The organism is Streptomyces sp. CB02366, assembly GCF_001905905.1.
Lineage (GTDB): Bacteria > Actinomycetota > Actinomycetes > Streptomycetales > Streptomycetaceae > Streptomyces.
Genome location: NZ_LIVT01000001.1, coordinates 951,161 through 969,590 on the forward strand (window position 1 = coordinate 951,161; position 18,430 = coordinate 969,590).

Here is an 18,430-nt window from a genome sequence, read left to right on the forward strand (position 1 = left end):
TCTCGTCGTGGTGTGCCGCGTGCCTCGAACTCCGCGGCCGACAGGGCGAGAAGCTAGTCCGGCCGTCTTTCGCGCTGCTGTCGGAGCGTGTAAGCGACGGCTGCGAAAGACCGATCGACGCTGGTCAGGCGCGTGTGGGGGTGGGGTCCCGCCCTGGCCGGTCGGGCGCGCGCCGGTCGACGACGGCCGCGTGACCACGGCGGCGTGCCGACAGGCCATAGCCGATCCCGCCCTTCCGGGCAAGCGGCCGTCCGGGGCCTTCTAGGGTGGGGTCCATGCCCACGCCCCCCGCATATGCCCTCGTCGCCACGGACCTGGACGGCACTCTGCTGCGCCCCGACGACACCGTCAGCGCCCGGTCCCGTACCGCGCTCGGACGCGCCGCCGCCGCCGGCGCCCGGCATCTGATCGTGACCGGGCGGCCCGTCCCCGGCGTACGGGCGCTGCTCGCGGACCTGGCGTACACCGGGCTCGTCGTCTGCGGCCAGGGCGCCCAGCTCTACGACGCCGACGCGGGCCGGCTGCTGCGCTCCGCCACCCTGGACCGCGAGGCCGCCGACACCGCGCTCGGCAAGATCGAGGCGGAGGCCGGGGCCGTGTTCGCCGCCGTGGACCAGGACGGCGTGGACGGGCTGACCCTGATCGAGGCCGGCTACCGCATGCCGAATCCCACGCTTCCCGCCCAACGCGTGGACTCCCGCGACGCGTTGTGGGCGCGGCCCGTGATCAAGGTCCTGGTGCGCCACCCGGAGCTGGGCGACGACGCGCTGGCCGCCGTCGCGCGCGGGGCCGTGGGCGATCTGGCGACGGTGACGATGGCGGGGCCCGGCACGGTGGAACTGGCCCCCTACGGGGTGGACAAGGGCACGGGGCTGGCGGCGGCCCACGCGCTGCTGGGCGTCGGGGGCGAGCGGACGGTGGCGTTCGGCGACATGCCCAACGACCTGCCGATGTTCGCCGGTTCGGGCCTCCGGGTCGCCATGGGCAACGGCCATCCGGAGCTGCGCGCGGCGGCCGACGAGGTGACCCTGTCGAACGCGGAGGACGGGGTGGCGGTGGTCCTGGAGCGGCTGTTCGGCTGAGCCGCCCCCGCTCCCCCGCTCCGACTTCCCTGGCGCACCCTAGCTTGGTCTAGACCAAGCGGGGTACGCTCCCCTTGCCGCCCGGGGCAGCCCCACCGCCCCGCACGGCACTGCTTGTCATGCACATGCTTTCCCGTTCCGTACGGGCAAGTACCGACCCCCACAAAGGAGTTGCCATGAAAAGCAAAAAGATGCTCGCCGTCGCCATCGGAGCGGGAATCGCCCCGCTCCTGGCCGTCAGCCTGCCGGCCGGCAGCGCGAGCGCGCACGGCTACATCTCCTCGCCGCCCAGCCGCCAGGCCCAGTGCGCCGCCGGCACCGTCTCGTGCGGCTCCATCAAGTACGAGCCGCAGAGCGTCGAGGGCCCCAAGGGCCTGAGCAGCTGCAGCGGCGGCAACGCCGCGTTCGCCGAGCTCAACAACGACGCCAAGGGCTGGAAGGTGACCCCGGTCAGCCGTACGACCAGCTTCAACTGGCGGCTGACCGCCCGTCACGCCACCAGCACCTGGCAGTACTACGCCGGTGGCCGGAAGATCGCGGAGTTCAACGACGGCGGCGCGCGGCCCGGTGAGACCGTCACGCACCAGGTGAACTTCGGCAGCCTCTCCGGCAAGCAGAAGGTCCTGGCCGTGTGGAACATCGCCGACACGCCCAACGCCTTCTACGCCTGCGTGGACGTCAACGTGAGCTGACCCACCACAGCAGCACAGCACCACAGCACGATCGCACCACCCGGTTCCGCCGGCGCCCGGAGCGGGCAGAGCACCGTCCGCTCCGGGCGCCCCCGGCCCCCACCGAGACGAGGACCCATGTACCGCCACCGAGTCACCGCCCCTGCGGCCGTCGCGGCCCTGCTCGCCACCGGCCTCGCCGCCTCCCCGGCCGTCGCGGCTCCCGCCGCCGGAGGCGGGGCCCGCGTCGGCGCCGACTGGGCGAAGCAGTCCATCACCTTCACCGCCGCCCCGGGGCAGGTCAACGACCTCCACGTGGTCCCGATGGACCGGGGCGACGGGGTCCGGCGCATCGGCTTCCGCGACGCGGTTCCGCTCCGGCCGGGCGACCACTGCACGTATCTGGAGCCGGGCGTCGAGACGTACGTCGTCTGCGAACTGCCCACCGACAGCGCCCGCCCGGACCGCATCCACGTCCTCCTCGGCGACGGCGACGACGAGATCGCCACCAGCGACCCCGGTGTCGCCATCGTCGACGGCGGGCCCGGCGACGACACCCTGCACGCCCACACCGCGCACACGGTCCGGGGCGGCGACGGCGACGACATGGTCATGGGACGCGTCGTCCTGGACGGCGGCGCGGGCATGGACCACCTGATGGGCGACGACGGCGACCAGCGGATGTACGGCGGCCGGGGCGGCGACATGATCGAGGGCTACGGCGGCAGGGACCTCGTGCACGCGGGCTCCGGCGACGACCACGTCATGGGCGGCGACGGCGACGACATCCTGCTCGGCGGCCCCGGCGACGACATGGTGCACGGCGAGGCGGGCGACGACCTGATCGGCGGCGGCCCCGGCAAGGACACGGTCGACGGGGGGCCGGGCCGGAACATCGTCCTGCCGTAGACCGCCCCCGGCCCGGTCACACCGGCCGGGGCGGGCCCGGGCCCGGGGGCCTACGAGTCCGGGGCCCCGTCCGGGTCCGGGGAGAGGCCCGAGAGGTCCCAGCGGTCCAAGGAGTCCGAGGAGTCCGAGGGCGGCGGGGGCTCCGACTCGCCGCCGGGCAGGTCCTGTTCGGTCCAGAGCACCTTGCCGTCCGGACCGTGGCGGGCTCCCCAGTGGGACGCCAGGGTGGAGACGATGAACAGCCCCCGGCCCCCCTCGTCCACGGTCCGGGCGTGCCGCAGGTGCGGGGAGGCGGTGGAGCCGTCGTGGACCTCGCAGGTGAGCGTGGAGTCCAGCAGGAGGCGCAGCCGCAGCGGCGGGTCGCCGTAGCGGACGGCGTTGGTGACCAGTTCGCTGACGATCAGCTCCGACGCCTCGACGGTGTCCTCGTCCAGGCCCCAGCCCTGGAGCCGGTCGCGCACGAGCGTCCGGGCGGTGGCGGGGGCCCGGCGTTCCTGGGACAGGTCCCAGGTGGCGACCTTGTGGTCGGAGACCGTACCCGTACGGGCCAGGAGCAGGGCCGCGCCCGCGGAGCGGGTGTCGTCGGGCAGGGCGTACACGATGTCGTCGCCGAGTTGGCGGAGGCTGCGGCCCGGCCGGGCGAGAGCCTCCGCCACGCGGTCGGCGGCCCGGTCGCCGGAGAGCAGGTCGGCGGTGCAGAACGCGAGGAGGCTGCCCACGTCCAAGGTGGCGACGGCGGGAGCGAAGAGGGCTCCGTCCTCGGAGAAGAGGCCGGGCCCCTCCGGCACGTCGAAGGGGACCGCCCGCCCGTCGGGGCCGACGATCAGCGGGGCGGGGTGCCCCGCGCGGGCGACGGTGCAGGTCCGGGTGAACGGGTCGTACACCCCGTACAGGCAGCCCGCCCTCAGCGGCTCGTGCTGGAGGGTGTCGGCCGGGGGCAGGGCGTCGCGCTCGTGGGCGAGGCGGTCGGCGGTGTCCTTGAGCCGGGCGAGCACCTCCTCCGGCTCCAGGTCGAGATCGGCCAGCGCCTGGATGACCGTACGCAACTGGCCCATGACGATGGCCGATTGCAGTCCCTCGCCCTCGACGCTGCCCACCACGAGCGCCGTCCGCGCGCCGGACAGGGCGATGGTGTCGAACCAGCAGCCGCTGTCCCGGCCGGGCAGCAGCACGTGCGCGGTCTCGACGGCGGCCTGCTGCCGCGCGGTCTGCGGGAGCAGCCGCCGCTGGACGGTGGAGGCGATGACGTGTTCGCGTTCGAAACGGCGGGCGTTGTCGATGGCGAGGGCGGCGCGGGTGGCCGCCGTCCCGGCAAGGGCGACGTCGTCCTCGTCGAAGGGCTCGGCCGCCCCGCAGCGGTAGAGGCTGACCAGGCCGAGGACCGCGCCGCGCAGGGTGAGGGGTACGACGATCAGGGAGTGAGCGCCCTTCTCCGCGACGGCGTACGCGCCGTGCTCGTCGGCCTCCAACCACGGGGTTCCGGGGCTCAGCGGGACGAGTCGGGGCCTCAGGTCGGCGACGGCGAGTGCGAACGGCGTCCGGAGGGGGAGGTGGCGGGTGACCCCCGCCGGACGCGGTCGGCCCGCTCCGCCCCCGGCCTCCGCCGAACGCGGCGGGCTGCTTCCGCCCCCGTCCCCGGCCTCCGCCGTGGCGCCGGGGGTGTCGCACCGGCCGCTCGCGGCGCGGCACAGCGGGGTGTCGGGCGGCAGCGGGCCCACCGGCGGGTCGACGCCGCGCAGGACGTCGTCCACCACCTCGACGACGGCGAAGTCGGCGAAGCCGGGCACCAGGGCGTCGGCCAGGGCACGGCAGGTGGCGGCGGTGTCGAGGGAGCCGCCCACCGTGTCCCGCACGGCGGAGAGCGCGGCCTCCCGGGCGCGGGCCCGCTCGCGCTCGGTGACGTCGACGACGGTGGCCACCAGCCCGAGGGCGGGGGCGCCGGGGCCGCCGCCGGGGGTGTCGAGGCGGTAGGCGGAGACCTGGAACCGCCGGTCGCCGGGGAGCGTGCGCAGCCGGCCGCTCACGAGGTGGTCGCGGACGGGGCCCTCCCCGGCGAGCACCTGCTTCAGCAGTTCCTCGGCCTCCTCCGGGTCGTCGAGCCGGAAGGCGTCGGTGAACCGGCGGCCGATGTGCTCCCGGGTCTCCTCGCCCTCCAGGCGCGCGTTGACGCGGACCAGCCGGAACTGCGGGTCGAGCACGACCAGGCCGACGGCCGACTGGTCGAACAGCGTCGCCAGGAGGGCCTCGTCCAACGGGTCGGGTCCGTCCACCCGCCCCGCCGGCCTCCCGGGCACGCCCGGCCTTTCCGTTCCGCCCGTGCCTCCCGTACCGCCCGTCCGCCCCGGCCCGCCCGTCCGTCCCGTCCCGGGCGCCCGCCCGGGGCCGCCCGCCCGCCCGGTTCCGGCCGCCCGGCCGGGCCCGGCCGGGGTCTCGGCGTTCGACACGGCTCCACCCGCCCTCCGGCTCCGGCGCACCGCTGCCCGGATCCGGTACGCGCCGGACCAGCATCGCCCGCCCGGTCGGGCCCCGCCACCGGGGCGCGGCAAAGGCGTGAACGCGCGGGAGGGCACCGCGTCGGCCCGCGCCGGGACGGCGCATCGGGGGCCGGAGCGACGGGGCGCTGCGTCATACTGAGCCGCCGGAGCACAGGGGGGCGTTCAGCGCATGGAGTACGGGGCGAACGGCAGCGGCCTGCCGGAACGTATCGGCGGGTACGCCGTCGAGCGGGTGCTGGGCGTGGGCGGTATGGGCACCGTCTACCTGGCCCGCTCCCGGGGAGGCCGGGCGGTGGCCGTCAAGGCGGCCCGCCCGGAGCTGGCGGGCGACCCGCGTTTCCGGGAGCGGTTCCGCGCCGAAGTCGCCGCCGCCCGCAGTGTGGGCGGCTTCCACACGGCGCCCGTGGTGGACGCGGACCCGGACGCGCCCGCGCCCTGGCTGGCCACCGCGTACATCCCCGGGCCCACGCTCTCCGCGCTCCTGGAGGCCGAGGGTCCGATGGACGAGACGCGGCTGCGGGGCCTGGGCGCGGCGCTGGCCGAGGCGCTGGCGGCGATCCACGGCTGCGGGCTGGTTCACCGCGATCTGAAGCCCGGCAACATCATCATGGCGTCGGACGGCCCCCGGGTCCTGGACTTCGGCATCGCGCGGGCCCTGGAGTCGACCCGGCTGACGGCGACCGGCACGGCCTTCGGCACCCCGGGGTTCCTCGCACCGGAGCAGGCGCAGGGGCAGGAGGTCGACGGGGCCGCCGACGTGTTCGCGCTGGGGGCGGTCCTCGTCGCGGCGGCGGGCGGCAGCGCGTTCGGGGCGGGCACGCCGATGGGCATGATGTACCGGTCGGTGTACGAGCCGCCGGACCTGGCCGCCGTACCGGAGGGGCTGCGACCGGTCGTCGCGGCGTGTCTGGCCAAGGCCCCGGAGGAGCGGCCCGCCCCGGCGTCACTGCTGGACCTGTTCGTACCGGACGCCGCGCCGCCCTCCCCCGGCCCGGCGCACGCCCCCACGGTGGCGGCGCCTCCGCCGCCCGCGTACACCCCCTCGGCGTACGCCCCGCCCCGGGGCCCGGCCGGGGGCTTCCCGCCGTACCCCACCCCGGCCGCCCCCTTCCCGCCGTACCAACAGGGCCCGGCCACCCCCGCCCCGCCGTACCAGCACGCCGCGCCCGGCCTCTTCTCGCCGTACCAGCACGCCGCGCCCGGCGCCTTCCCGCCGTACCAGCACGCCGTGCACATCGGCTTCCCGCCGCACCAGGCCCCGACGCGGCCCGTCGCGGCGGGCGGGCCGGGGGACGCGGACCCGGGCCCGTCGTTCGTGGCGGTCGGGCCGGGGAGCTCCCTCCTGATCGACGCGACGGGCGTGGCGCTGGGCCCGGAGGGCGCGGAGGTCCATTACCCCTGGGCGGAGATCCGCACTGTGGCGTACGCGGCCGAAGGCCCCAAGCACCTCGGGGTCGTCGTCCACCTCCACCACGGCACGGCCCACCCCTGCCTCATCACGGCCCGCCGCCGGGGCCGCCTCCAGGAGTGGTTGCGGGACCTGCCGCTGATCCTGGACTGCTTCCGGTAGCGGCCGGACCTGGGCGCTTGCCGGGGCGGTCCCGCCCGCCGGGCTCAGTACCCCGGCGCGCGCAGGGAGCGCAGCACGTGGTCCACCAGGGTGGCGACCGTCTCCTCGTCCTGGACGGGCTTGCGCAGCACATGGCGGTAGTAGACGGGGCCGTACAGCATCTCCACCGCCAGCGGGAGGTCCGCGCCGGGCGGGATCTGGCCCCGGTCCTGGGCGCTGCGCAGTCGGCCGACCGCCTCCTCCACGCGGGGGTCGACCAGTTGCTCCCGCAGCTGCCGGGCCAGGCGGTCGTCGTGGTGCAGCTCGGAGAGGATGCCCGCGTAGGCGGGGCCGAACGGCGGCACCGAGAGCAGCTTCACCGCTCCGGCGACATGCGTGCGCAGGTCCGCGCCGATGTCGCCCGTGTCCACGAACGGGGTGGCGTCGACCAGCGCGTCCGTGAACGCCTCCAGCAGCACCGCGCCCTTCGACGGCCACCACCGGTAGATCGTCTTCTTGCTGACGCCGGCGGCGGCGGCGATGGCCTCGATCGTGACGTGCCCGTACCCCCGCTCCGTGCAGAGGTCGAGAGCGGCCCGCAGGATCGCGCGGCGTGACCGTTCGCTGCGGCGCACACTGCTCGGCGATGTGGTCATTCGGTGAGCATAGGGGGGTTCCAGCCAATCTCTTATTGACATCTCGTCGCCAAAGACCGAACAATACCCAGGCGGAAACGGAACGTGCCGTGTCGTGTCGTTCCCGTTATCCGCACCGTTCGTGCCGTTCGTGCCGCGACGAGCCGATCGGGGGACGGCTCGCCCGGCCGACGGCGCGTGCGGACCCCGCCGATCCGTTCCAGCCAGCCGCCCCGCCGGTCCCCTCGGTCGGCCGGACCCGGACCCACGGCCCGCCCCGACCCGCCGCCCCGACCCGTCGGCCTGCCCGGTGCGACGGTCCGCCGGAGACGACAGGCCCTGCGGGCACCGCTCCCGGAGCCCCGACTCTCCGATCCCCTCTTACTCACCCGTACGCGGGTCCGCCCCGCCACGCGGATGCGTGACGGGGCGGCGGGTCCCAAGGGCGGTCCTCCCGGCGGGGGAGGGTCCTACCGGGCCGCGGCGTCGGCGGCGCGCACCAGCGCGTCCTTCGTCACCGCTCCGACGTACACCGAGCCGTCGTCCGTCAGCAGGGCGTTGACCAGGCGCGTCGTGAAGACCGTGCCCGAACCGAACTTCCCGGTGACCTTGTCGCCGAGCGCGTCCAGGAAGCCCTGCGCCTCGGCCGGGACGTCGCCCGATCCGGCCGTGGGCAGGCCCTCGCCGCCGGGAACCCTGATCTCGGCGATCGAGGTCCAGCCCTCCCCGATGACGTTGAAGTCCCCCTCGCCCGCCAGGTCCTCCAGCTCGGCGAGCTGACCGGGGAGCGCCTTCCGCACCGCGCCCCCCTCGTCCTCGCCGGAGGCGGCGCCGTCGAGCTCGTCGGCCTCCGTCACCTCGGCGCCCCGGGGCGGGGTGTAGTCGAAGGTGGAGGCTGCGGGGCGGGAGAAGTCGACCTTGGTGAACCCGGCGTCGACCACGGCCTTGCCGCCGCTCGCCGCGGACAGGGTGAACTTCAGCGGCACGCCGTTCTCGGCGTCCACGGCGATCCGGACGGAGCCGACCGTCGAACCGGACTGCTTCGGCTCGATCACGAGCTGGTACGCGTCCCGCCCGGCGACCCGCGCCGTGCCGTCCACGGTGACCGAGGTGGTGTCGCCGACCGCCGCGAGCGCCTGCTCCGCGAAGTCCTTCGGGGTCGCCGGGGCGCCCTCGGACGTCTTCGGGGCCTTCTCCGGGCGCTTCCCGGCGTCAGGGCCGTCGGCGCCCTCGGGGGCCTCGGCGTGGTAGACCTCGTCGGACGCGCTGTCGTACGCCCAGACCTCGCCCCGGTTGTGGATGACGCTGTACTCGGACGACGCGCCGAGGATGGAGAGCTTCTGGCGCTCCGGGCCGTCGGCGGCCACCCGCAGGGTGTGCGTGCCGGACGTCAGCTCCATGAGCTTGTCCTGCGGGGCCGCCGCGCCCTCGCCCCCGCGCTCGCCGCCGCCCACGAGCGAGCCCGCGAGGCCGTCGAGGGGCAGGCCCAGGTCGGTGCTGATCTTGAAGGTGCCGGAGAGCCGCTCCTGGTCGGAGGCGGCGATCTTCTCGATGAGCTCCTGGGCGCCGATCTTCGGCAGGTCCGGGTCGCCGGAGCTCGCGAGCGCCGGGACGAGACCGATGGTGGCGGCCGCCACCCCCGCGACCGCGACGGGGACGATGTAGCGCGCCGCCTTCCGGCGGCCCACGACAGTGCTCGTCGCCCCGCCGGTGTTCTCTGCGCTGTCGTTGGGTGCCATGGTGTGCCCTACCTCCGTGGTCGGCGGCTTCCGTTGGTACCCATCTGACCAAATCGGGCGGCGCGAAGCGTCAGCCCGGGGAATCAACTCCGCCTACTGCTCCGGTATGACAACCGGAGAGGGCATGTGCGCCGTCCAGTAGGGGGCCGCCCCCATCCGGCTGATCCGCCGTCACGTCCCCGGCACACCTTCCGGCCCCGGTCCGCACGCCGTCCGGCCCCGGCCCGCACGCCGGCCGGCCTCAACCGGCGCGGTGCACCACCGCGTCGCACAGCTCCTCCAGCGCGGACTTCGCGTACCCCTCGGGCAGGGGCCCCAGCGTGGCGCGCGCCTCCTGGGCGTAGCGCACGGTGTCCTGGCGGGCCTGCTCCAGCGCCGGGTGGGCACGCAGCCGGCGCAGCACCTCGGCGAGCGCGTCGTCGCCGCTCAGGTCGGAGTCGAGCAGCCCGACGAGCTCCAGGTCGTCCGGCTTGCCCTCGGCCGCCGCCTGGGCGCGCAGCCGCAGCACCGGGAGGGTGGGGATGCCCTCGCGCAGGTCGGTCCCCGGGGTCTTGCCGGACTCGTGGGAGTCGGAGGCGATGTCCAGTACGTCGTCGGCGAGCTGGAAGGCGATGCCGAGCCGTTCCCCGTACTGGGTGAGGACGTCCACGGTCCGCTCGTCGGCCCCGGACATCAGCGCGCCGAACCGGCCCGAGACGGCGACCAGCGAGCCGGTCTTGCCGCTGAGCACGTCCAGGTAGTGGTCGACCGGGTCACGGCCGTCGCGGGGGCCCGCCGTCTCCAGGATCTGGCCGGTGACCAGGCGCTCGAACGCCTCCGCCTGGATGCGGACGGCCTCGGGGCCGAGGTCGGCCAGGATGTGGGAGGCGCGGGCGAAGAGGAAGTCGCCGGTGAGGACGGCCACCGAGTTGCCCCAGCGGGTGTTGGCGCTGGGCACCCCGCGCCGTACGTCGGCCTCGTCCATCACGTCGTCGTGGTAGAGGGTGGCGAGATGGGTCAGCTCGACGACGACGGCGGCGGGGACGATGCCGGGCGCGCCCGGATCGCCGAACTGTGACGCGAGCATGACCAGCAAGGGGCGGAATCGTTTGCCCCCGGCCCGCACCAGGTGCTGGGCGGCCTCCGTGATGAACGGGACATCGCTCTTGGTGGCTTCGAGCAGCCCTGCCTCGACAGCGGCCAGGCCCGACTGGACATCGGCCTCAAGAGCCTGGTCCCGCACGTGCAGTCCGAACGGCCCGACGACGGTCACGGGGACATCTCCTGTCTGCTGACGATCACACGCAATGTCGATGTGTCGCTGTCTCTCTCTGCAACTTCAGCGTATCCGGTCCGCTGTGGATCACCGTGGGCGGCTTCCCATGACCGCCGGTATGTTCGGGATCAGCTCATACGACCAGGAGTCACCGCTTTGTCCCACAGCCCCGCCGGAACCGCGACGGCCCCGCCGGCCTCCGGGCGCCGCGTACCGGCCGCACCCGGGCGACGCCCTTCGAACACCCCGTCCCCCACCGAGGTGGCCCCATGAACACCACGACCGCGTTCCCGTACGAGACCACCCGCGAGGACGTGTACATCCCGCTGCCCGACGGCACGGGGCTCTACGCCCGGATCTGGCGGCCGCTGACCGAGGAACCGGTCCCCGCCCTGCTGGAGTACCTGCCCCACCGGCTCAGCGACCGGACCGCCCCCCGCGACCGGCAGCGCCACCCCTGGTACGCCGGGCACGGCTACGCCTCCGTACGGGTGGACGTGCGGGGCCACGGCAACAGCGAGGGGCTCCCGGGCGACGCGTACGACGAGCGGGAGCTCCAGGACGGGGTCGCCGTCATCCACTGGCTGGCCCAGCGGGAATGGTGCTCGGGGCGGGTCGGGATGTTCGGGATCTCGTGGGGCGGCGTCAACTCGCTCCAGATCGCCGCGCTCGCCCCGGAGCCGCTGAAGGCGGTCGTCACCGTCTGCTCGACCGACGACCGCTACGGCAACGGTGGGCACTACCTGGGCGGCTCGGTCCTCGCCGCGGGCATGCACGCGCGGGCGGCCGCCATGCTCGCCTCCGCCTGCCGGCCACCGGACCCGACGTACGTGGGCGACGGCTGGAAGGAGATGTGGCGGGAGCGGCTGGAGGCCGTGGAGCCCCTCGTCCACACCTGGCTGGCCCACCAGAGCCGCGACGCCTACTGGAAGCACGGCAGCGTCTGCGAGGACTACGGCGCGATCAAGGCGGACGTGCTCGCGGTCGGCGGCTGGCACGACCCGTACCGGGACACCGTCCTGCGGCTGGTGGAGCACCTGGACCCGGGGCGGGTGCGCGGGATCATCGGGCCCTGGTCGCACCGGTACCCGGACCGGGGGACGGCGCCGGGGCCCGCGATCGGCTTCCTCCAGGAGACGCTGCGCTGGTGGGACCAGCACCTCAAGGGCAAGGAGACGGGCGTGATGCGGGAACCGCTGCTGCGGTCCTGGATCAGCGGCCCGCACCCGCCCGCCACGGCGTACGGGACGCTGCCCGGCCGCTGGGTCGGGGACACCTCCTGGCCCTCGGAGAACGTGACCCCGGTGGCGTACGCCCTCCAGGGCGGCGAGCGGATCGTCGCGTCGCCGCAGCAGACCGGGCTCGACGCGGGCCGCTTCCTCCCCTTCGGCAACGCCGCGGACCTGCCGCCGGACCAGCGGGACGAGGACGCCAAGTCCGTGGCGTTCGAGTTCCCCGTCACGGACGCGCCGATCGAGATCCTCGGCCGCCCCCGGGTGAAGCTCCGCATCCGGATGGACGTGCCGCACGGCCAGGCCGTCGCCCGGCTCTGCGACGTGGCGCCCGACGGCTCCTCCACGCTGATCACCCGGGGCGCCCTCAACTTCGCCGCCCGGCACGGCCGCGACCGCGCCGACGCCTGGCTCCCGGGCGAGCGGGAGGACGTGGTCCTCGACCTCGACGGCATCGGGCACGCCTTCGCACCCGGCCACCGCATCCGGATCGCGATCTCCTCCGCGTACTGGCCGTGGATCTGGCCCCGGGCGGGGTCGGCGGGCTTCACCCTCGACGCGGACGGCAGCTTCGTCGAACTGCCGGTGCGCCGTCACACCGAGGACCCGGCGATCGCCTTCGCCGAACCGGAGCAGTCCGAACCGCTCGGCACGGCCCGCCCCGCCCCCCTGGAGGAGCCGCGCCCCGAACGCCTCGTCGTCCGCGACGTCGCCGAGGGCGAATGGCGCCTGGAGGCCGACCCCCGCTACGGCGGTACGCACGTCCACCCCGACGGCCTCGCCTACACCGAGGACGTCCTGGAGACGTGCACGATCCAGCAGGACGACCCGCTCTCCGCCCGCACCCGCTCCGACTGGCGCGTCCGGCTGCACCGGCCGGAGGCCGCGTGGGACGTGGAGATCAGGACCCGTTCCGAGATCGCCGCCGACGAAGACGACTTCATCACGTCGAACGAGGTGGTCTGCAAGGACGGTGAGGAGGTCGTCTTCCACCGCACCTGGGAGAAGCGCATCCCGCGCACGACGGGCTGAACGGCGCGGACGCACCCCCTCACGGGCCCCCGGCGCTCCGGGGACCTGACGAACTTTCCGGGCATTAGGCGCAGTTGGGGACGGTCAGGGCACTGACGCCGGGTAGGAGCCCCGACGTAACGTGTCCCCCAACACGACCTGGAAAGCGAGGCAGCACCACATGCCCGAGCAGAGCAGCCCGCTCGATCTGGCCGAGGGCGACCCCTTCGGCCCGCACAACCTTCCGTACGGTGTGTTCTCCGCCCCCGACCACCCCGGCGTCCGGCGGGTCGGCGTCCGCATCGGCAACCACGTCCTGGACGCCGGGGCCGCCGCCCACGCCCTGGGCTCCCCCTACGCGCAGCTGCTCGCGCAGCCGAGCCTGACGCCGCTGCTCGCGGCGGGCCGCACCGCCTGGAGCGACGTGCGCCGCGCGCTCACCGCCTGGCTGACCGTCCCCGCCCACCGCGCGGACATCGAGCCGCTGCTGCACCCGGTGGACGCGGTGACCCTGCACCTGCCGTACGAGGTGGCGGACTACGTCGACTTCTACGCCAGCGAGCACCACGCCACCAACGTCGGAAAGATCTTCCGGCCGGACGGCGACGCGCTCACCCCCAACTGGAAGCACCTGCCGATCGGTTACCACGGCCGCTCCGGCACCGTCGTGGTCTCCGGCGCCGACGTGGTGCGCCCCCGCGGCCAGCGCAAGGCCCCCACCGACCCGGCGCCCGTCTTTGGGCCCTCGGTGAAACTCGACATCGAGGCCGAGGTCGGCTTCGTCGTCGGCGTCCCCTCCGCGCAGGGCGTCCCGGTGCCGCTGGCCGACTTCCGCGAGCACGTCTTCGGCCTCTTCCTCCTCAACGACTGGTCGGCACGCGACCTCCAGGCGTGGGAGTACGTGCCGCTCGGTCCGTTCCTCGGCAAGTCCTTCGCCACCTCCGTCTCCGCCTGGGTCACCCCGCTGGAGGCCCTGGACGCGGCGCGCATCGCACCGCCCGCCCGGGACGTCCCGCTCCTGCCCTACCTCGACGACGCCGGGGAGGAGGAGCCGGGCGGCTTCGACATCCGGATCACCGTGGAGATCAACGGCCAGGCCGTCGCCGAGCCGCCGTTCGCCTCGATGTACTGGACGGCCGCCCAGCAGCTCGCCCACATGACGGTCAACGGCGCGTCGCTGCGCACCGGCGACCTGTACGGCTCCGGCACCGTCAGCGGCCCCGAGCCCGGCCAGCGCGGCTCCCTCCTGGAGCTGACCTGGAACGGCAGCGAGCCGCTCGAACTGGCCGAGGGCAAGCGGACGTTCCTGGAGGACGGCGACACGGTCACGCTGACCGCGTGGGCCCCCGGCCCGCACGGCACCCGCGTGGGCCTCGGCGACGTGACCGGAAGGATCGTCACCGCGCCATGACGGACGACGCCTCCGCACTGACGCTGCCCGAGGAACTGCTCCTGCTCGCGCTGGACACCGAGCGCGGCAAGCCGCTCTGCAGCCGGGCGTACCTGCGGTACGGCGTGGCGGGCGCGGTCCTCGCCGAGCTGGAGCTCCAGGGCCGCATCCGCGAGGAGCGCGGCCGGGTCCGGGTGGTCAACCCCCTGGGCCCGGCCCACCCCCTGCTCGCCCCGCTGCTGGGGACGCTCGGCGCACCGGCCAAGAAGAACCGCTTCCTCTCCAACACCAGCCCCCGGGTCTGGATACGGCAGTACGGCCGGAACACCGAGGAAAGCCACCTGGCCCACCTGGTCGAGCGGGGCCTCCTGCGCCGCGAGTCCCGCCGCTTCCTCGGTGTCTTCCCCTACCAGCGGCACTTCCCCGGCGACCCCGACCTGGCCGGCGCCGCCCGGTGGCGCTTCGGCCAGGCCGAGGCACGGGGCTTCCCGGACCGGCGCAGCCGCGTCCTCGCCGGCCTCGTCTCGGCGACCGGCCTCGCCGGCACCCTCACCGCCAAGGGGCGCGAAGGCCGCTCGGCGATGAGGACCGTGCGCCGCACCCACTGGATCGCCGCGGCCGTCCACCACAACGTCCGCCGGAACCAGTCGAGCAGCGGCGGGGGCGACGGCGGCGGCTGGAGCGACGGCGGGAGCGGAGGGTGCGGCGGGGGCGGCGACTAGGGTCTGTCGTCACCCTGCCCTCGTCACCCTGCCGTCGTCGCCCGGCAGGGGTCGCCCGGCAGGGGTCGCGGGACAGCCCTCAGGAGCGCCCGGGCCACGTGGGGCCCTCGTCGGTCCAGACGACGCCCTTGTTGCGGCATAGGCAGAAGGGGTGGCCGATGGGGTCGGTGTAGACACGCCAGCCGTAGCCCTCGGGGCCGACGGAGTCCTGTCGCAGGGTCGCGCCGAGGGCCAGGACGCGGCGCTGCTCGGCCTCGATGTCGTCGACTTCGAAGTCGAGGTGGAACTGCTTGGGGTGCTCGCTGCCGGGCCACTGCGGCGCGCGGTAGTCCTCCACCCGGATGAAGGCCAGTTCGACCTCGCCGAACTGGATACCGGCCCAGTCCTCGTCACTGCTCTTCTTGATCGGACGCCCCGTCACCTCGGAGTAGAAGGCCGCCAGAGCCATCGTGTCGGGGCAGTCGATGATGAAGTCGGTGAGTCGCAGCATCCGGCGATCCTGCCACAGGGCCCGTCGGAGCGGCCACGGACCGCTTCCACGAGAGGGGGCGGGGGCCAGGCGCCCGTCACTCCGGCTCGCCCGAGGAACTGAAGGCCCTGATCGCCCTGGCCCCGCACCTCCCGAACCCCACGTACCGGAACCAGTTGATCGACCACGCGTGCGCGGGCCCGAAGCTGCCCCGCCTGCTCGCGGCCAGGGCCCGCCGCCTCCGGACGAAGTGAGAGCGCGTAGGTCAGCCACGCGGGGCCCGTTCGCACGTTCGGGTCATCCGGATCCGGTTCCCGGCGGATACGCTGGTCGGGCCCGCGAGACTCCTCCCCATGGGAGCAATGATGAGCATCGAACCCGAGGCGTCCGAGCCGCGGTGGGCGGTTCCGCCCGAGGGCGGCTGGACCGCCGATGACCTGGACACACTCCCGAATCTGCCTCCGCATACGGAGCTGATCGACGGGAGCCTCGTCTTCGTGAGTCCGCAGACCCTTTTCCATTCGCGAGCGGTCAGTTTCTTCGAATGGCAGCTGCAGTCCTTGGTGCCGCCCGGGCTGGAGGTCGTGCGCGAGTTCACCATCGACATCGACCGCTACAACCGGCCCGAGCCCGATGTGATCGTCATCGACGGTGACGTCATCCAGGACGCGGACCAGACCCGGTTCCCCGCCGAGGCGGTGCGCCTGGCCATCGAGGTCGTCTCACCGGAGTCCCGGTCCCGCGACCGGGAGACCAAGCCCGTGAAGTACGCCCGCGCGGCCATCCCCCACTACTGGCGGGTGGAGAACCACGACGGGCGGGCCGTGGTGTACGTCTTCGAGCGGGAGCCGGCCACCGGCGCCTACACCTCGACCGGGATCTTCCACGACCGGATGAAGGTGCCGGTGCCCTTCGCCGTGGACCTGGACCTGACGGCGATCACGCCCCGCCGCCGGGCGGTGGACCCGCGGTAGACCCCGCCACCCCTCGGCCTCACCGCCCCTCGGCCCCGCCGCCCGGCACGCCTCACTCGTACTCGGGCGGTTCCTCGTCCCAGGCGAACTCGGGGTCGCCGTACTGCTGCGCCGGAACGGCCGGGGCCTGCGGACGAGCCGGGGCCGGGCGCGACGCGGGAGCCGGGGCCGGAGGCGTCCGGGGGGCCGGAGCCGCCGGTGCTTCGGCGGGCGCCGGGGCCGGTGCTTCCAAGGGCGGGGCGGCGTCCTCGCCGCCCGCCGTCCGGGCCAGGACCTCCAGCACGCCCTCCCCGTAGGTCGCGAGCTTCTTCTCGCCCAGGCCGCTGACGCCTCCCAGCTCCCCGATCGTCGTCGGGTGGACGGTGGCGATCTCCCGCAGCGTCGCGTCGTGGAAGATGACGTACGCCGGGACGCCCTGCTCCTTCGCCGTCGCCCCGCGCCAGGCGCGCAGCGCCTCGAAGACCGGGACGGCGGAGGCGGGGAGGTCGGCGACGGCCGCCTTGCCCTTGCCGCCCCTGGAGCCGCCCGCCGAGGACGACGAGCGGGACGTGGGCTTCTTCGGCTCCTTGCGGAGCAGCACTTCCCGCTCCCGGCCCAGCACCGTCGCGCTCTCGTCGGTCAGCACCAGCGTGCCGTACTCCCCCTCGACGGCGAGCAGCCCCTGCGCCAGCAGCTGGCGGACCACCCCGCGCCACTCCGCCTCGGCCAGCTCCTCGCCGATGCCGAAGACGGAGAGCTGGTCGTGGTCGAACTGGATGACCTTGGCGGTCTTGCGGCCCAGCAGGATGTCGATGATCTGGCCCGCCCCGAACTTCTGGTTCCGCTCGCGCTTGAGCCGCACCACCGTGGAGAGCAGCTTCTGCGAGACGACCGTGCCGTCCCAGGTCTCCGGCGGGGCGAGGCAGGTGTCGCAGTTGCCGCAAGCGGGGGCCGCGGGCTCCTGGCCGAAGTAGGTCAGCAGCTGGGCCCGGCGGCACTGGACCGTCTCGCACAGGGCGAGCATGGAGTCCAGGTGGGAGGCGGCCCGGCGGCGGAACGCCTCGTCGCCCTCGCCGCCCTGGATGAGCTTGCGCTGCTGGACGACGTCCTGGAGCCCGTACGCCATCCACGCCGTGGACGGCTCGCCGTCACGGCCGGCGCGGCCGGTTTCCTGGTAGTAGCCCTCGACGGACTTGGGCAGGTCCACATGGGCGACGAAGCGGACGTCCGGCTTGTCGATGCCCATGCCGAACGCGATCGTCGCGACGACGACGAGCCCCTCCTCACGGAGGAACCGCGCCTGGTGGGCGGCGCGCGTCCGGGCGTCCAGACCCGCGTGGTACGGAACGGCCTCCACGCCGTTGCGGCTGAGGTATTCCGCGATCTTCTCGGTGGAGTTGCGCGAGAGGCAGTAGACGATGCCCGCGTCCCCGGCGTGCTCCTCCTGGAGGAAGGAGAGGAGCTGCTTCTTCGGGTCGGACTTCGGCACGATCCGGTACTGGATGTTCGGCCGGTCGAAGCTCGCGACGAAGTGCTTCGCGTCCGGCATGGAGAGGCGGCGGGTGATCTCCTCGTGCGTGGCGTGGGTCGCGGTCGCCGTCAGGGCGATGCGCGGCACGTCCGGCCAGCGCTCGCCGAGCACGGACAGGGCCAGGTAGTCCGGGCGGAAGTCGTGGCCCCACTGGGCGACGCAGTGCGCCTCGTCGATCGCGAAGACCGAGACCTCGCCCCGGGCCAGCAGGGAGAGCGTGGAGTCCAGGCGCAGCCGCTCGGGCGCCAGGTAGAGGATGTCCAGCTCGCCCGCGAGGAACTGCGCCTCCATCGAACGGCGCTCGTCGAAGTCCTGCGTGGAGTTCATGAAGCCGGCCCGGACGCCGAGCGCGCGCAGGGCGTCGACCTGGTCCTGCATGAGGGCGATCAGCGGGGAGACGACGACGCCGGTGCCCCGGCGGACCAGGGACGGGATCTGGTAGCAGAGGGACTTTCCACCGCCGGTGGGCATGAGGACGACCGCGTCGCCGCCCGCCACCACGTGCTCGATGATCGCGCCCTGCTCGCCGCGGAACGACTCGTACCCGAAGACGCGGTGCAGCGTCCGCCGGGCCTCGCTCTCCTCGCCCGTGCCGACGTCGGCGCCGCTCACCGTCGCGGTCTCATCCATGCTCACGCCTCATGCTCTGTCCCCCGGGGGCCCGCTCGCCCGGCCCGGTCCGTCCTGCTCTCGTCCCCGTCCACGATAGGCGGAGGGAACGACAACGCCGGACGGTCTGTGGATATCCGACCGTCCGGCGCTGCCGGCACGCATACCGCGGGCGACC

Annotated in this window: 14 protein-coding genes; 8 read left to right on the forward strand and 6 right to left on the reverse strand. The window is 74.2% G+C overall.

Annotated elements, in window-relative coordinates:
- Positions 1-275: 275 nt before the first annotated feature.
- From AMK24_RS04225 to AMK24_RS04235, 3 genes are all read left to right on the forward strand, one after another.
- Positions 276-1,082, forward strand: a complete 807-nt coding sequence (locus AMK24_RS04225; RefSeq protein ID WP_073765034.1) for an HAD family hydrolase — start codon at positions 276-278, stop codon at positions 1,080-1,082.
- 176 nt (positions 1,083-1,258) lie between these two features.
- Complete coding sequence (locus tag AMK24_RS04230) at positions 1,259-1,774, forward strand: lytic polysaccharide monooxygenase auxiliary activity family 9 protein (protein ID WP_073765036.1); 516 nt, start codon at positions 1,259-1,261, stop codon at positions 1,772-1,774.
- 117 nt (positions 1,775-1,891) lie between these two features.
- On the forward strand, positions 1,892-2,662 hold the full coding sequence (locus AMK24_RS04235; protein WP_073765038.1) for a calcium-binding protein: 771 nt from the start codon (positions 1,892-1,894) through the stop codon (positions 2,660-2,662).
- Between the two features lie 50 nt (positions 2,663-2,712).
- On the opposite strand, the gene AMK24_RS04240 is transcribed toward AMK24_RS04235, so the two are convergent.
- Entirely contained in the window at positions 2,713-4,956 is a 2,244-nt protein-coding gene (locus AMK24_RS04240) for a SpoIIE family protein phosphatase (protein ID WP_079190415.1), read from the reverse strand.
- A 370-nt stretch (positions 4,957-5,326) separates the two neighbouring features.
- Here AMK24_RS04240 and AMK24_RS04245 point away from each other — a divergent pair, with 370 nt between their 5' ends.
- Positions 5,327-6,727, forward strand: coding sequence for a serine/threonine-protein kinase (locus tag AMK24_RS04245; RefSeq protein ID WP_073765040.1), 1,401 nt, complete (start codon positions 5,327-5,329; stop codon positions 6,725-6,727).
- A 44-nt stretch (positions 6,728-6,771) separates the two neighbouring features.
- On the opposite strand, the gene AMK24_RS04250 is transcribed toward AMK24_RS04245, so the two are convergent.
- The 3 genes from AMK24_RS04250 to AMK24_RS04260 form a co-directional block, all read right to left on the reverse strand.
- Positions 6,772-7,362, reverse strand: coding sequence for a TetR/AcrR family transcriptional regulator (locus AMK24_RS04250; protein ID WP_073765042.1), 591 nt, complete (start codon positions 7,360-7,362; stop codon positions 6,772-6,774).
- 449 nt (positions 7,363-7,811) lie between these two features.
- Positions 7,812-9,080, reverse strand: a complete 1,269-nt coding sequence (locus tag AMK24_RS04255) for a LolA family protein (RefSeq protein WP_073765044.1) — start codon at positions 9,078-9,080, stop codon at positions 7,812-7,814.
- A 241-nt stretch (positions 9,081-9,321) separates the two neighbouring features.
- Positions 9,322-10,332 carry a polyprenyl synthetase family protein gene (locus tag AMK24_RS04260; RefSeq protein WP_073765046.1) on the reverse strand — a complete coding sequence of 337 codons (1,011 nt, stop codon included), beginning with the start codon at positions 10,330-10,332 and terminating at the stop codon, positions 9,322-9,324.
- Positions 10,333-10,604: 272 nt separating this feature from the next.
- On the opposite strand from AMK24_RS04260, the gene AMK24_RS04265 reads away from it, so the two are divergent.
- From AMK24_RS04265 to AMK24_RS04275, 3 genes are all read left to right on the forward strand, one after another.
- Positions 10,605-12,599, forward strand: a complete 1,995-nt coding sequence (locus AMK24_RS04265) for a CocE/NonD family hydrolase (RefSeq protein ID WP_073765048.1) — start codon at positions 10,605-10,607, stop codon at positions 12,597-12,599.
- Between the two features lie 160 nt (positions 12,600-12,759).
- The gene (fahA, locus tag AMK24_RS04270) at positions 12,760-13,989 is read left to right on the forward strand and encodes a fumarylacetoacetase (RefSeq protein WP_073765050.1); all 1,230 of its coding nucleotides are present in this window, start codon (positions 12,760-12,762) and stop codon (positions 13,987-13,989) included.
- Complete coding sequence (locus AMK24_RS04275; protein WP_073765051.1) at positions 13,986-14,690, forward strand: GOLPH3/VPS74 family protein; 705 nt, start codon at positions 13,986-13,988, stop codon at positions 14,688-14,690. Before fahA ends, AMK24_RS04275 begins: the two co-directional genes overlap by 4 nt.
- Positions 14,691-14,769: 79 nt before the next feature.
- Here the strand turns inward: AMK24_RS04275 and AMK24_RS04280 are convergent, their stop codons facing one another.
- Positions 14,770-15,180, reverse strand: coding sequence for a VOC family protein (locus tag AMK24_RS04280; RefSeq protein ID WP_073765053.1), 411 nt, complete (start codon positions 15,178-15,180; stop codon positions 14,770-14,772).
- A 344-nt stretch (positions 15,181-15,524) separates the two neighbouring features.
- Between AMK24_RS04280 and AMK24_RS04285 the strand changes: the two genes are divergently transcribed.
- Positions 15,525-16,133, forward strand: coding sequence for a Uma2 family endonuclease (locus AMK24_RS04285; protein WP_073765673.1), 609 nt, complete (start codon positions 15,525-15,527; stop codon positions 16,131-16,133).
- A gap of 52 nt (positions 16,134-16,185) precedes the next feature.
- On the opposite strand, the gene recQ is transcribed toward AMK24_RS04285, so the two are convergent.
- Positions 16,186-18,273: a DNA helicase RecQ gene (recQ, locus tag AMK24_RS04290; protein ID WP_073765055.1), complete on the reverse strand. Its 2,088-nt coding sequence runs from the start codon at positions 18,271-18,273 to the stop codon at positions 16,186-16,188.
- Positions 18,274-18,430: the final 157 nt, after the last annotated feature.